This window comes from Pseudomonas wadenswilerensis (assembly GCF_024749185.1).
GTDB lineage: Bacteria > Pseudomonadota > Gammaproteobacteria > Pseudomonadales > Pseudomonadaceae > Aquipseudomonas > Aquipseudomonas wadenswilerensis.
Window position 1 is genome coordinate 5,284,055 of sequence record NZ_CP087191.1, and the last position, 13,435, is coordinate 5,297,489.

13 protein-coding genes are annotated in these 13,435 nt (G+C 60.9%); 10 read left to right on the forward strand and 3 right to left on the reverse strand.

Annotation, left to right across the window (positions count from 1 at the left end):
• Positions 1 to 14 precede the first annotated feature (14 nt).
• The 7 genes from apaG (at position 15) to LOY45_RS24350 (ending at position 8,069) form a co-directional block, all read left to right on the forward strand.
• Positions 15 to 395: a Co2+/Mg2+ efflux protein ApaG gene (gene apaG, locus LOY45_RS24320; protein ID WP_258578484.1), complete on the forward strand. Its 381-nt coding sequence runs from the start codon at positions 15 to 17 to the stop codon at positions 393 to 395.
• Entirely contained in the window at positions 395 to 1,270 is an 876-nt protein-coding gene (locus LOY45_RS24325) for a symmetrical bis(5'-nucleosyl)-tetraphosphatase (protein WP_258578485.1), read from the forward strand. The genes apaG and LOY45_RS24325 overlap by 1 nt, the downstream gene beginning before the upstream one ends.
• A 14-nt stretch (positions 1,271 to 1,284) precedes the next feature.
• On the forward strand, positions 1,285 to 1,614 hold the full coding sequence (gene glpE / locus LOY45_RS24330) for a thiosulfate sulfurtransferase GlpE (protein WP_115085028.1): 330 nt from the start codon (positions 1,285 to 1,287) through the stop codon (positions 1,612 to 1,614).
• Positions 1,615 to 1,895: 281 nt separating this feature from the next.
• The gene (locus LOY45_RS24335) at positions 1,896 to 3,818 is read left to right on the forward strand and encodes a PrkA family serine protein kinase (RefSeq protein ID WP_028942155.1); all 1,923 of its coding nucleotides are present in this window, start codon (positions 1,896 to 1,898) and stop codon (positions 3,816 to 3,818) included.
• A 135-nt stretch (positions 3,819 to 3,953) separates the two neighbouring features.
• Complete coding sequence (locus LOY45_RS24340; RefSeq protein WP_115085027.1) at positions 3,954 to 5,225, forward strand: YeaH/YhbH family protein; 1,272 nt, start codon at positions 3,954 to 3,956, stop codon at positions 5,223 to 5,225.
• Positions 5,222 to 6,784, forward strand: a complete 1,563-nt coding sequence (locus LOY45_RS24345) for a SpoVR family protein (RefSeq protein ID WP_038998436.1) — start codon at positions 5,222 to 5,224, stop codon at positions 6,782 to 6,784. Before LOY45_RS24340 ends, LOY45_RS24345 begins: the two co-directional genes overlap by 4 nt.
• Before the next feature lie 55 nt (positions 6,785 to 6,839).
• Positions 6,840 to 8,069, forward strand: coding sequence for a multifunctional CCA addition/repair protein (locus tag LOY45_RS24350; RefSeq protein WP_134061268.1), 1,230 nt, complete (start codon positions 6,840 to 6,842; stop codon positions 8,067 to 8,069).
• Between the two features lie 87 nt (positions 8,070 to 8,156).
• On the opposite strand, the gene folK is transcribed toward LOY45_RS24350, so the two are convergent.
• On the reverse strand, positions 8,157 to 8,666 hold the full coding sequence (folK, locus tag LOY45_RS24355; RefSeq protein ID WP_115085025.1) for a 2-amino-4-hydroxy-6-hydroxymethyldihydropteridine diphosphokinase: 510 nt from the start codon (positions 8,664 to 8,666) through the stop codon (positions 8,157 to 8,159).
• Positions 8,657 to 9,010, reverse strand: coding sequence for a dihydroneopterin aldolase (folB, locus tag LOY45_RS24360; protein WP_115085024.1), 354 nt, complete (start codon positions 9,008 to 9,010; stop codon positions 8,657 to 8,659). Before folB ends, folK begins: the two co-directional genes overlap by 10 nt.
• Positions 9,011 to 9,084: 74 nt before the next feature.
• Between folB and plsY the strand changes: the two genes are divergently transcribed.
• Positions 9,085 to 9,654, forward strand: a complete 570-nt coding sequence (gene plsY, locus LOY45_RS24365) for a glycerol-3-phosphate 1-O-acyltransferase PlsY (protein WP_166675631.1) — start codon at positions 9,085 to 9,087, stop codon at positions 9,652 to 9,654.
• Positions 9,655 to 9,680: 26 nt separating this feature from the next.
• Here plsY and tsaD read toward each other — a convergent pair whose 3' ends face one another.
• On the reverse strand, positions 9,681 to 10,706 hold the full coding sequence (tsaD, locus tag LOY45_RS24370) for a tRNA (adenosine(37)-N6)-threonylcarbamoyltransferase complex transferase subunit TsaD (RefSeq protein WP_258578486.1): 1,026 nt from the start codon (positions 10,704 to 10,706) through the stop codon (positions 9,681 to 9,683).
• A gap of 201 nt (positions 10,707 to 10,907) precedes the next feature.
• On the opposite strand from tsaD, the gene rpsU reads away from it, so the two are divergent.
• Both rpsU and dnaG read left to right on the forward strand, forming a co-directional pair.
• On the forward strand, positions 10,908 to 11,123 hold the full coding sequence (rpsU, locus tag LOY45_RS24375; protein ID WP_002551877.1) for a 30S ribosomal protein S21: 216 nt from the start codon (positions 10,908 to 10,910) through the stop codon (positions 11,121 to 11,123).
• Between the two features lie 304 nt (positions 11,124 to 11,427).
• The gene (dnaG, locus tag LOY45_RS24380) at positions 11,428 to 13,398 is read left to right on the forward strand and encodes a DNA primase (RefSeq protein WP_258578487.1); all 1,971 of its coding nucleotides are present in this window, start codon (positions 11,428 to 11,430) and stop codon (positions 13,396 to 13,398) included.
• Positions 13,399 to 13,435: the final 37 nt, after the last annotated feature.

Genomic DNA, 13,435 nt, shown 5'->3' on the forward strand with positions numbered 1-13,435 from the left:
CCAAGGCCCCTTGCATGTCTGATCCCCGTTACCAGATCGACGTCAGCGTCGTGACCCGCTTTCTCAAAGAACAATCCGACCCCGAAAACGAACGTTTCGCCTTCGCCTATACCATCACGGTGAAGAACAACGGCACTGTGCCCGCCAAGCTGATGTCGCGGCACTGGTTGATCACCAACGGTGATGGCCATGTCGAAGAGGTCAAGGGCGCGGGCGTTATCGGCCAGCAACCGCTGATCGAACCTGGCGAAAGCCACACCTACAGCAGCGGCGCGGTGATCAGCACCACGGTCGGCACCATGCAGGGCAGCTACCAGATGTTCGCTGAAGACGGCAAGCGCTTCGACGCCATCATCGCGCCGTTCCGCCTCGCCGTCCCTGGAGCCCTGCACTGATGGCGGTATACGCAGTCGGCGATCTGCAAGGCTGCCTGCAGCCACTCAAGTGCCTGCTCGAGCGGGTTGCCTTCAACCCGAAGGTCGATCGCCTGTGGCTGGTCGGTGACCTGGTCAACCGCGGCCCGGAGTCACTGGAAACCCTGCGCTTCCTTTATTCCATCCGCGAATCGCTGGTGTGCGTACTGGGCAACCATGACCTGCACCTGCTGGCCGCCTGGCACAACATCGAGCGCTTGAAAAAAAGCGACACCCTGCGCGAAATCCTCGATGCCCCGGATGCCGGTGAACTGCTCGACTGGCTGCGCCGGCAAAAGCTGCTGCACTACGACGAGCAGCGCGGCGCAGTGCTGGTGCACGCCGGCATCCCGCCGCAGTGGACCCTGGGCAAGGCCCTGGAGCTGGCAAGCGAAGTGGAGGAAGTGCTGCGCGACGACAACCGTTTAAAGCCCTACCTCGACGGCATGTACGGCAACGAGCCGAACAAGTGGAGCAAGGACCTCAGCGGCGTCACCCGCTTGCGGGTTATCACCAATTACTTCACCCGCATGCGCTTTTGCACCAGCGAAGGCAAGCTCGACCTCAAGGGCAAGGAAGGCGCCGATACCGCCCCGCCTGGCTACAAGCCCTGGTTCGCCCACAAGGGCCGTCGCTCTCGGCATGTGAAGATCATCTTCGGCCACTGGGCGGCGCTTGAAGGCCGCTGCAAGGAGCCCGGGGTCATTGCCCTGGACACCGGCTGCGTCTGGGGCGGCGCGATGACCCTGTACAACGTCGATACCGGCGCATTCCATCGCTGCGAATGTTCCGACCAAGGCACCCCGCGCGCGCAGCCTGCGTCCGCACAACCGGCTAGAATGAACGACCAGTCCTGAAGGAAACCGTACCCATGAGCGAATTCAAACGCATCCCTCCCGAGCAGGCCCAGGCGCTGCGCGAGCAAGGTGCGGTCGTGGTCGATATTCGCGACCCGCAAGCCTTTGCCGCCGGCCACATCACTGGCGCGCAACATCTGGACAACCATTCGGTAGCGGATTTCATTCGCGCCGCCGATCTCGATGCGCCAACCGTGGTGGTCTGCTATCACGGCAACTCCAGCCAGAGCGCTGCCGCTTATCTGATCAGCCAGGGCTTTTCCGACGTCTACAGCCTCGACGGCGGCTTCGAGCTGTGGCGTGGCACCTACCCGACGGAAACCGCCCAGGGCACTGCCGAATAATTTTTTTCACCTCCCGCAGCCCGCGTCCTGTGCGGGCTCGCGCCTGACCAGACGAACGGTCATGGCGAACTTCATGTACAAGCGGCCTTGACCTCCCCGATTACGAACTATCCTTAAGCCCAGGCCATCCAAAAAGGGGAGAGCCGGTACACCGGCGTGCGGGTCATCGGTAGCGAGTTCTAGGTGTTCTGGGGGGTATACAGCAATTGGCAGTGCCGATTGCATGCCAGCATCAGCTGACTGATCCGGCGTCGGCTCCACGTATCGAGCGAGGTGACGTCATGAGTATTTTTAGCCACTTCCAACAACGTTTCGAGTCCACCCGTCAGGAAGAACTTTCGCTGCAAGAGTACCTTGAGCTCTGCAAAAGCGATCGCAGCGCTTACGCGTCGGCGGCCGAACGCCTGTTGATGGCCATCGGTGAGCCAGAACTGGTCGACACCTCGAACAACTCAAGGCTGTCGCGCATCTTCTCCAACAAGGTGATCCGCCGCTATCCGGCCTTTGAAGACTTCCATGGCATGGAAGAATGCATCGACCAGATCGTGTCCTATTTCCGCCATGCCGCCCAGGGCCTGGAAGAGAAGAAACAAATCCTCTATCTGCTCGGCCCGGTAGGTGGCGGCAAGTCTTCCCTGGCCGAAAAGCTCAAACAACTGATGGAGAAGGTGCCCTTCTATGCCATCAAGGGCTCGCCGGTATTCGAGTCGCCCCTGGGGCTGTTCAACGCTACCGAAGACGGCGCCATTCTCGAAGAAGACTTCGGCATCCCGCGGCGCTACCTGAACACCATCATGTCGCCCTGGGCGACCAAGCGACTGGCCGAATTCGGGGGCGACATCAGCCAGTTCAAGGTAGTCAAACTCTACCCGTCGATCCTCAACCAGATCGCCGTGGCCAAGACCGAACCGGGTGACGAGAACAACCAGGATATTTCCGCTCTGGTGGGTAAGGTCGATATCCGCAAACTGGAGGAATACCCACAGAACGACGCCGACGCCTACAGCTACTCGGGCGCATTGTGCCGGGCCAACCAGGGCCTGATGGAATTCGTCGAGATGTTCAAGGCTCCGATCAAGGTCCTGCACCCGTTGCTGACGGCCACCCAGGAAGGTAACTACAACAGCACCGAAGGCCTCGGTGCGATCCCCTACTCCGGGATCCTGCTGGCCCACTCCAACGAATCGGAATGGCACAGCTTCCGCAACAACAAGAACAACGAGGCCTTCATCGACCGGATCTACATCGTCAAGGTGCCGTACTGCCTGCGGGTCAGCGACGAAATCAAGATCTACGACAAGCTGCTGTTCAACAGCTCGCTGGCCAAAGCCCATTGCGCCCCCGACACCCTGAAGATGCTGGCGCAGTTCACCGTGCTGTCGCGGCTCAAAGAACCGGAAAACTCGAACATTTACTCAAAAATGCGCGTGTATGACGGCGAAAACCTCAAGGATACCGATCCCAAGGCCAAGTCGATCCAGGAGTACCGCGACGCGGCCGGGGTGGACGAAGGCATGAACGGCCTGTCGACCCGCTTTGCCTTCAAGATCCTCTCCAAGGTGTTCAACTTCGACCCCCATGAGATTGCCGCCAACCCGGTACACCTGCTGTATGTACTGGAACAACAGATCGAACAGGAACAATTCCCGGCCGAAGTGCGTGAACGCTACCTGCGCTATCTGAAGGAATACCTGGCACCACGCTACATCGAGTTCATCGGCAAGGAAATCCAGACCGCTTACCTGGAGTCCTACAGCGAATACGGGCAGAACATCTTCGACCGCTACGTGCTGTATGCCGACTTCTGGATCCAGGACCAGGAGTACCGCGACCCGGAAACTGGCGAGATCCTTAACCGCATCGCCCTCAACGAAGAGCTGGAGAAGATCGAGAAGCCGGCCGGCATCAGCAATCCGAAGGATTTCCGCAACGAGATCGTCAACTTCGTGTTGCGCGCCCGGGCCAACAACAACGGCAAGAACCCGACCTGGCTCAGCTACGAAAAACTGCGGGTGGTGATCGAGAAGAAAATGTTCTCCAACACCGAAGACCTGTTGCCGGTCATCAGCTTCAACGCCAAGGCCAGCAAAGAGGATCAACAGAAACACAACGACTTCGTCACCCGAATGGTGGAACGCGGCTACACAGACAAGCAAGTTCGGCTGCTCTCGGAATGGTACCTGCGGGTCAGGAAATCGCAATAAGCGGCAAGCGGCAAGCTGTCAGCTGCAAGCCGCGCACGTATGTCGAATGCGTGCCGTGCTTGCGGGGACAGCGGTGATCCAACTTGAAGCTTGAAGCTTACAGCTTGCAGCTACCGCCTACTCCCGGAGGGGCCTATGAGCTATGTGATCGACCGACGCCTGAACGGCAAGAACAAGAGCACGGTCAACCGCCAGCGCTTTTTGCGGCGTTACCGTGACCACATCAAGAAGGCCGTCGAGGAGGCAGTGAGCCGGCGCTCCATCACCGACATGGAGCATGGCGAGCAGATCAGCATTCCCGGTCGCGACATCGACGAGCCGGTGTTGCACCATGGCCGTGGCGGCAAGCAAACGGTTGTGCACCCAGGCAACAAGGAGTTCACTGCTGGCGAGCGTATCGCCCGTCCGCAAGGGGGCGGGGGTGGCGGTGGCCGTGGCAAGGCCGGCAACTCAGGCGAAGGCATGGACGAGTTCGTCTTCCAGATCACCCAGGAAGAATTTCTCGAGTTCATGTTCGAAGACCTCGAACTGCCCAACCTGGTCAAACGGCACCTGACCGGCACCGACACCTTCAAAACCGTGCGCGCCGGTATCAGCAACGAAGGCAACCCGTCGCGCATCAACATTATCCGCACCCTGCGTTCGGCCCATGCCCGGCGCATCGCCCTGTCCGGCAGCAGCCGGGCAAAGCTACGCGAAGCCCAGGAGGAACTGGCGCGACTCAAACGAGAAGAACCAGACAACTTCGGCGATATTCAGGAAATTGAAGCAGAAATAGAGCGACTGAGTGCGCGCATCCATCGCGTGCCGTTCCTCGACACCTTCGACCTCAAGTACAACCTGCTGGTCAAGCAACCCAACCCCAGCTCCAAGGCGGTGATGTTCTGCCTGATGGACGTTTCCGGTTCCATGACCCAGGCCACCAAGGACATTGCAAAGCGCTTCTTCATCCTCCTGTACCTGTTTCTCAAGCGAAACTACGACAAGATCGAAGTGGTGTTCATCCGCCACCACACCAGCGCCCGCGAAGTGGACGAAGAGGAGTTTTTCTATTCCCGGGAAACCGGCGGCACCATCGTCTCCAGCGCCCTGAAGCTGATGCAAGAGATCATGGCTGAACGCTACCCGGCCAATGAATGGAACATCTACGCGGCCCAGGCCTCGGACGGTGACAACTGGAACGACGATTCGCCGATCTGCCGCGAGATCCTCACCAATCAGATCATGCCGTTCGTCCAGTATTACACTTACGTTGAGATCACCCCTCGCGAACATCAGGCATTGTGGTACGAGTATGAGCGTATCGGCGAAGCCTATGCCGATACGTTCGCCCAGCAGCAGCTGGTGTCGGCCGGCGATATCTATCCGGTCTTCCGTGAACTCTTCCAGCGCAGGTTAGTGACATGACCGCTAGAGAGCAGAAGCGCCATCCCATTTCTACCGGGTCCGAATGGACATTCGAACTGATCCAGGCCTATGACCGGGAAATCAGCCGCCTGGCCGAGCGCTATGCCCTGGACACCTACCCCAACCAGATCGAGGTGATCACCGCCGAGCAGATGATGGACGCCTACGCCTCCGTCGGCATGCCCCTGGGCTATCACCACTGGTCCTACGGCAAGCACTTCCTCAGCACTGAAAAGTCTTATAGCCGCGGTCAGATGGGCCTGGCCTACGAAATCGTGATCAATTCCGACCCCTGCATCGCCTACCTGATGGAAGAAAACACCATCTGCATGCAGGCGCTGGTGGTCGCCCATGCCTGCTACGGGCACAACAGCTTCTTCAAGGGCAACTACCTGTTCCGCACCTGGACCGACGCCAGTTCGATCATCGATTACCTGGTGTTCGCCAAGCAGTACATCACCCAGTGTGAAGAGCGCCACGGCATCGATGCCGTGGAAGACCTGCTCGACTCCTGCCACGCCCTGATGAACTACGGCGTTGACCGCTACAAGCGGCCCTACCCTATCTCTGCCGAAGAAGAGCGGCGCCGGCAGAAGGAGCGCGAAGAACACCTGCAGAAACAGATCAACGACCTGTGGCGCACTATTCCCAAGGGTGCCGACAAGAATAGCGATCGCGACAACGCACGCTTCCCGGCCGAACCCCAGGAGAACATCCTCTACTTCATCGAGAAACACGCGCCATTGCTCGAGCCCTGGCAGCGTGAAATCGTGCGCATCGTGCGCAAGATCGCCCAGTACTTCTACCCGCAGCGCCAGACTCAGGTGATGAACGAAGGCTGGGCGACCTTCTGGCACTACACCCTGATGAACGACCTGTACGATGAAGGCCTGGTCACCGAAGGCTTCATGATGGAGTTCCTGCAGTCACACACCAGCGTGGTGTTCCAGCCCGGCTTCGACAGCCCCTACTACAGTGGCATCAACCCCTACGCCCTGGGTTTCGCCATGTACCGCGACATCCGCCGCATGTGCGAACACCCTACCGAAGAGGACCGCCGCTGGTTCCCCGACATCGCCGGCAGCGACTGGCTGTCGACCATCAAGTTCGCCATGAGCAGCTTCAAGGATGAAAGCTTCATTCTCCAGTACCTGTCACCCACGGTGATCCGCGACCTCAAGCTGTTCAGCATCCTCGATGACGACCAGCGCGAGGACCTGTTGGTGCCAGCCATCCATGACGAAAGTGGCTACCGGATCATCCGCGAGACCCTGGCCGCCCAGTACAACCTCGGCAACCGCGAACCCAACGTGCAGATCTGGAGCATCGACCGCCGTGGCGACCGCTCCCTGACCCTGCGTCACCAACAACACGACCGCAAACCCCTGGGCGACTCCACCGAAGAAGTTCTCAAGCACCTGCACCGCCTCTGGGGCTTTGATATCCACCTGGAAACCCTGCAGGGCGACCAGGTGATGAAAACCCACCACGTGCCGCCCAGAGGCGAGCACGGCGAAGCGGACTATGGTCGCCTGGACCTGGCTGTAGTGCACCTCTAGCACGCCCTCCGTTGCTGCCAGACAGGTTATCCTGTGGCATCAACGGAGGTTCTACATGCAGATCTACAAAGTCGGCGGCGCGGTACGCGACCGTCTGCTCGGCAGGCCGGTCAGTGATATCGACTGGGTAGTGGTCGGCGCCACGGCGGAACAAATGCAAAACTTGGGTTATCGCCCGGTAGGGGCGGATTTCCCGGTGTTCCTGCACCCCAAAAGCGGCGAGGAATACGCCCTGGCGCGCACCGAGCGCAAGAGCGGGCGCGGCTATGGCGGCTTCACTTTTCACGCCAGCCCCGAGGTCACCCTTGAAGAAGACCTGATCCGTCGCGACCTGACCATCAATGCCATGGCCGAAGATGACCAGGGCAATGTCTGCGATCCGTATAACGGCAAAAGGGATCTAGAAGCCCGCATCTTGCGTCATGTATCCCCGGCGTTCGCCGAAGATCCATTGCGCGTGCTGCGCGTTGCCCGCTTTGCTGCGCGGTATGCCGGCTTGGGGTTCACCGTGGCCCCGGAAACCATTGAGCTGATGCGCGAACTCAGCGAATCAGGCGAGCTGCAGGCCCTGACCGCCGAGCGCAGCTGGAAGGAAATCGCCCGGGCACTGATGGAAGATCAACCCCAGGTGTTCATCCAGGTGCTGCGCGATTGCGGCGCCCTCAAGCAGCTGATGCCTGAACTCGATGCGCTGTTCGGTGTGCCGCAGCCTGAGGCTCATCACCCGGAAATCGACAGCGGTATCCACACCCTCTCAGTGCTCGAACAAGCCGCCCTGCACCAACAGCCCCTGAGCGTGCGCTGGGCCTGTTTGCTGCATGACCTGGGCAAGGGCCTTACCCCGGAAGAGGAATGGCCGCGACACATCGCTCACGAGCAACGCGGGCTGAAATTGATCAAGGCGGTGAACCAGCGCTTCAAGGCCCCCCGCGAGTGCCAGGAGCTGGCTTTGCTGGTGGGTGAGTACCACACACACTGTCATCGGGCGCTGGAGCTGCGGGCCTCGACCTTGCTGGAATTGCTGCAAAGCTTCGATGTGTACCGTCGGCCACAGCGATTCGAGGAATTCATCGCTGCGTGCGAGATGGACGCCCGGGGCCGCAAAGGGCTGGAGCAACGTGAATATCCACAGGCGGACTATCTGCGCGGCGCGGCAGCGGCGGCGCGAGCGGTGCAGGTGCAGCCACTGGTGCAGAGGGGCCTGGCCGGGCAGGCGCTGGGCGAGGCGCTCAAGGGCGAGCGGCTGAAGGCGTTGAAGGCGTACAAGGACGGCGCCAAGCCGTAATGCGTGTCGCCTTCATCGCTGGCAAGCCAGCTCCCACAGGGCCTGCCTACACCGGACCTTGTGGGAGCTGGCTTGCCAGCGATGGGGTCAAAACCTGGTTAGCTGCTGCCCACGCCACTCGAAGGGCACCGGCGCGAGCACTTGCTCGATCTGCGCCTCGACCCACAGCTGGCCCATGGTTTTCCCGGCGCCCGGATGCATCAGCTCAGGCGCAATCAACGCCAGCGGCCACAACACAAATGCGTTCCTGAGGATCTCCGCCCGCGGCAACACCAGCCCGTCAAAGCTGCCATGCAGGTCGTTGTACATCAGCACATCGATATCCAGCGGCAGGCCCTTGCGCTCGGGGGCATAGCGGCCATTGTCGGCCTCGATGAACTTGAGCCGGCGGTCCAGCTCCATCAGTGGCAGCTCGGTCAGGCCGGTGACCACCAGATTGAAGAACGGCCCGCTCTTGATCCCCACCGCCTGACTCTCGAACACTGCCGAGCAACGCATGCCCGCAAGCATCCCGGCCAAGGCGTCGAGCCCGGCAGTCAGATGCCGTTCGCGCTCGATATTACTGCCCAGCCCGAGGTAAACCCTGTTCAGAGACATCCGCGCTCAATCTCCACGCCCACCCCACTGGCGGCAGGTACCGCGCCTGGCTTGGTCAGCTTCAGGCGTAACCAGGGGATCTGGAACTCGCTCATCAGCACCGCCGCCAGACGCTCGGCGAAGGTCTCTACCAACTGGAATTCGGACTGCTCGGCAAATGCCTGGATGCGCGCCGAGACGCTGGCGTAGTCCAGGGCCTTGGTCAGGTCGTCACCGGCTGCTGCGGGGCGATTGTCCCAGGCAAAACTCAGGTCCAGACGCAGGCACTGGCGAATTCCGCGCTCCCAGTCATAGGCGCCGATCACGGTATCGACTTCCAGCCCCTCGATGAACACTCTGTCCAAGCACTTCTCTCCACAGCACGACAAGGGCGCGTTGCGCCGTTAGAATCAGGGCGTCCTCGCCCGGAATGGTTAGCATGTTTTGGTTACTGGCGCTGTGCGCCTACCTGCTCGGCTCTCTGTCCTTTGCCATCGTCCTCAGCCGCCTCAATGGCAGCCCGGACCCGCGCATGAGCGGTTCAGGCAATGCCGGTGCAACCAACATGCTACGCCTGGCCGGCCGCAAACTGGCGGTCCTGACCCTGCTTGGCGACTTGTGCAAGGGCCTGGTGCCCGTGCTGATCGCCAATCTTGCTGGCCTCGACCTGCAACAACAGGCCTGGATCGGCGTGTGCGCAGTGATTGGCCATCTGTTCCCGGTGTACTTCCGCTTTCGCGGCGGCAAAGGCGTCGCCACCGCTGCCGGCATGCTGCTGGGGCTCTACCCGCCAGCCGCCTTGCTGGCCATCAGCGCGTGGCTGCTGACCTTCCTCCTGACCCGCACCAGCTCGCTGGCGGCCCTGGTGGCAACGCCCCTGACCTTGCCGTTACTAGCCTGGCGCGAACCGGAAGCGCTTTTGCCGATCAGCGTGCTGACAGTGCTGATCGTCTGGCGCCACCGCGGCAATCTACGCGACCTTTTCGCCGGACGCGAACGGCATTTCTGAATCCACTGCATGAGCAACGCTCAGCTTCACAGCGGCGCCAGCTGCTCCATCGGCCAGCGGGCCTGCACGCTGATCGCCAGGCTTTCCTGCTGCCCGGCAGCCAGACGCTGGCAGCCGGCATAGGCAATCATTGCGCCGTTATCGGTGCAAAACTGCGGCCGGGCGTAGTACACATTGCCCTTGATGCCGGCCAGCATGTCTTCCAGCGAAGCGCGCAAAGCCTTGTTGGCACTGACGCCGCCAGCGATCACCAGGCGCTTGAGGCCGGTCTGCTTCAGCGCACGCTTGCACTTGATGGTCAAAGTCTCCACCACCGCCTGCTGGAAGGCCAGCGACACGTCGCAACGAGTTTGTTCGCCGTCGTCTCCAGCACTCTGGCAGCGCTGCCAGGTGTTGAGGGCGAAGGTTTTCAAACCACTGAAGCTGAAATCAAGACCGGGGCGATCGGTCATCGGCCGCGGGAACACGAAGCGCCCAGGCACGCCCTGGATCGCCAGGCGGGCGATCTCCGGGCCACCCGGGTAGTTCAGGCCCATCAGCTTGGCGGTCTTGTCGAAAGCTTCGCCAGCGGCGTCATCGAGGGTCTCGCCGAGCAGTTCGTAACGGCCGATACCATCGACCCGCACCAACTGGGTATGCCCGCCCGACACTAGCAAGGCGACGAACGGGAACTCCGGCGGCTGCTCTTCGAGCATCGGCGCGAGCAGATGGCCTTCCATGTGGTGTACGCCCAATGCCGGAATGCCCCAGGCAAAAGCCAGGGCCTGGGCACAGGAAGCGCCCACCAGCAGAGCGCCGACCAGGCCAGGGCCTGCGGTATAGGCGATGGCATCGATCTCGGTGGCGACGCAGTCGGCTTCGGCCAGCACCTGGCGGATCAACGGCAGCATGCGCTTGACGTGATCACGCGAGGCCAGCTCCGGCACTACCCCGCCATAAACGCGGTGCAGGTCGATCTGACTGAACAATGCATCGGCCAAAAGGCCGCGCTCACTGTCGTATAATGCGACGCCGGTTTCGTCGCAGGATGTTTCCAATCCCAGTACTAGCATGGGTCCGTGCCTTGTTGAGGCTGAATTCGAAGGCGCGCATGATAGTCCCCACTCCCGACGCCGACCAGCGGTTTTCGATCAGAGGCTTTGCATTCCGGTCGGCTAAGGGTTAACATCCGCAACCCTTAAAAACCGACGTTCTCCAGCGCACATTTTTGCCACGAGTTCGTTGACCCCGGTAATGAATGAAGGTAGCTCTGGATGCCAGCCGTCAAAGTTAAAGAGAATGAACCCTTCGACGTAGCTCTGCGTCGTTTCAAGCGCTCCTGCGAAAAAGCCGGTGTTCTGGCTGAAGTTCGTAGCCGCGAATTTTACGAGAAGCCGACTTCTGAGCGTAAGCGCAAAGCAGCAGCCGCTGTTAAACGTCACGCCAAGAAAGTTCAGCGCGAACAGCGCCGCGCCGTTCGCCTGTACTAATACAGTCGTCCGTCGCAAGCTTCTGCCTCGCCCGGCCCAAAGCCGGGCTGCCGGCAGTCGTTGCTTGATCCTTTGGCCTTCGGGCCCAAGGCGTCCTGCTGCCCTGCAGCATGGACAACCTGCCTGAATCGTCAGAACTGGCCTCAACGCCAGCTGTGCACGTCCTTCCTGACGAGCCTTCACCGGCTGCAGACGAGCACGTCTTTCCGTATTTTGTGTTACGCCATTCGACATCGCTCGAACGCGCAGCCGTTCCCGCCGCATTAGCGATTACACTTGCTTATCGCCTGATGATGAGAGTGCCATGGCCGGGCTGATTCCCCAGAGTTTTATCGACGATCTGCTTAACCGTACCGACATCGTCGATGTGGTGAGTTCGCGTGTGCAGCTGAAAAAAGCTGGCAAGAACCTCACGGCCTGCTGCCCGTTCCACAAGGAAAAAACCCCGTCCTTCAGCGTCAGCCCCGACAAACAGTTCTATTACTGCTTTGGCTGCGGCGCGGGCGGCAACGCCCTTGGCTTTATCATGGACCACGACAACCTGGATTTCCCCCAGGCCGTCGAGGAACTGGCCAAGGCCGCCGGCATGGAGGTCCCCCGCGAAGAAAGCGGGCGCAGCCACAAACCCCGGCAACCGGTCGATTCACCCCTGTACCCGCTGCTTGAAGCCGCCGCCGACTTTTATCGCCAGGCGCTGCGCAGCCACCCGACACGCAAATCGGCCGTCGACTACCTCAAGGGCCGCGGCCTGTCCGGTGAGATCGCCCGCGATTTCGGCTTGGGCTTTGCTCCGCCAGGCTGGGACAACCTGTTCAAGCACCTGAGCAGCGATACCTTGCAGCAAAAGGCCATGATCGATGCCGGCCTGCTGGTCGAGAACGCCGAGTCCGGCAAGCGCTACGACCGCTTCCGTGACCGGGTGATGTTCCCGATTCGCGACAGCCGTGGCCGGGTCATTGCCTTCGGCGGCCGGGTGCTGGGCGACGACAAGCCCAAGTACCTGAACTCCCCGGAAACCCCGGTGTTCCACAAGGGCCAGGAGCTGTACGGGCTTTACGAGGCGCGCAAGTTCAACCGCAACCTCGATGAGATCATCGTGGTCGAAGGCTACATGGACGTCATCGCCCTCGCGCAGCAAGGCTTGCGCAATGCGGTGGCCACCCTGGGCACGGCCACCAGCGAAGAACACCTCAAGCGCCTGTTTCGCGTGGTGCCGAACGTGCTGTTCTGTTTCGACGGCGACCAGGCCGGCCGTAATGCTGCCTGGCGCGCCCTGGAAGCAACGCTTTCGAGCCTGCAGGATGGACGCAAGGCGCGCTTTCTGTTTTTACCCGAAGGCGAAGACCCGGACACCCTGGTACGCGCCGAAGGCACTGACGCCTTCCGCGCCCGCATAAACCAGCATGCACAGCCGCTGGCCGATTACTTTTTCCAGCAGTTGACCGAGGAAGCCGACCCGCGCTCGCTCGAGGGCAAGGCGCACATGGCCACCCTCGCTGCACCGTTGATCGAAAAAGTGCCCGGGGCCAACCTGCGTGCACTGATGCGCAATCGCCTCAAGGAAATCACCGGGCTGGACAACCAGCAGGTCGAACAACTGGCGCACAGTGCGCCGGCAGAAGCACCACCCAGTTACGACCCGGGCATCGATTACGACGCCATTCCCGACTACACGCCGGATTACGGCGATTTTCATCAGCCCGACTACGTGCCAGCGCAACAGCAGTGGACGCCGAACAAGGGTGGCAAGAAAAAATGGGACGGCAAGCCCTGGGACAAGAAGGGCAAACCCTGGGAGCGCAATGGCCAGCGCCAGGATCCGCCGCCACGGGTACCGACCTCGGTAGAACCGCCGACCTTGAGCGCCCTGCGCACCCTGCTGCATCACCCGCAGCTGGCGAAAAAGGTCGAGGATGCCAGCCAATTGGCGGCCGAAGAACACGTCTACGCCCAGCTGCTGGTGGCCCTGCTGGAGGCGCTGCAGAAAAATCCTGAACTACGCTCACTACAGTTGATCGCCCGCTGGCACGGCACCGAACAAGGCCGCCTGCTCAGGGCTTTGGCAGAGAAGGAATGGCTGATCGATGCCGACAACCTTGAACAACAGTTTTTCGACACTATAACTAGCTTGTCCGCTCGCCAACGCGAGCGCAGCCTGGAACATCTGCTCAGGAAAGCACGTCAAAGTGACTTGAGCGCAGAGGAAAAAAATCAGCTGCGTGACCTGTTAAGCCGGAATGTTCCCGCACAAACCCCGACCTCAACTGGCGCGTGAGGTCCTAGCTCGGGTATAATCCTTGGCTTGTTTTTTG

Coding starts and splice junctions, on each gene's coding strand:
- apaG (WP_258578484.1), top strand. CDS start 15: ATGTCTGATCCCCGTTACCAGATCGACGTCAGCGTCGTGACCCGCTTT.
- LOY45_RS24325 (WP_258578485.1), top strand. CDS start 395: ATGGCGGTATACGCAGTCGGCGATCTGCAAGGCTGCCTGCAGCCACTC.
- glpE (WP_115085028.1), top strand. CDS start 1,285: ATGAGCGAATTCAAACGCATCCCTCCCGAGCAGGCCCAGGCGCTGCGC.
- LOY45_RS24335 (WP_028942155.1), top strand. CDS start 1,896: ATGAGTATTTTTAGCCACTTCCAACAACGTTTCGAGTCCACCCGTCAG.
- LOY45_RS24340 (WP_115085027.1), top strand. CDS start 3,954: ATGAGCTATGTGATCGACCGACGCCTGAACGGCAAGAACAAGAGCACG.
- LOY45_RS24345 (WP_038998436.1), top strand. CDS start 5,222: ATGACCGCTAGAGAGCAGAAGCGCCATCCCATTTCTACCGGGTCCGAA.
- LOY45_RS24350 (WP_134061268.1), top strand. CDS start 6,840: ATGCAGATCTACAAAGTCGGCGGCGCGGTACGCGACCGTCTGCTCGGC.
- folK (WP_115085025.1), bottom strand. CDS start 8,666: ATGTCTCTGAACAGGGTTTACCTCGGGCTGGGCAGTAATATCGAGCGC.
- plsY (WP_166675631.1), top strand. CDS start 9,085: ATGTTTTGGTTACTGGCGCTGTGCGCCTACCTGCTCGGCTCTCTGTCC.
- tsaD (WP_258578486.1), bottom strand. CDS start 10,706: ATGCTAGTACTGGGATTGGAAACATCCTGCGACGAAACCGGCGTCGCA.
- rpsU (WP_002551877.1), top strand. CDS start 10,908: ATGCCAGCCGTCAAAGTTAAAGAGAATGAACCCTTCGACGTAGCTCTG.
- dnaG (WP_258578487.1), top strand. CDS start 11,428: ATGGCCGGGCTGATTCCCCAGAGTTTTATCGACGATCTGCTTAACCGT.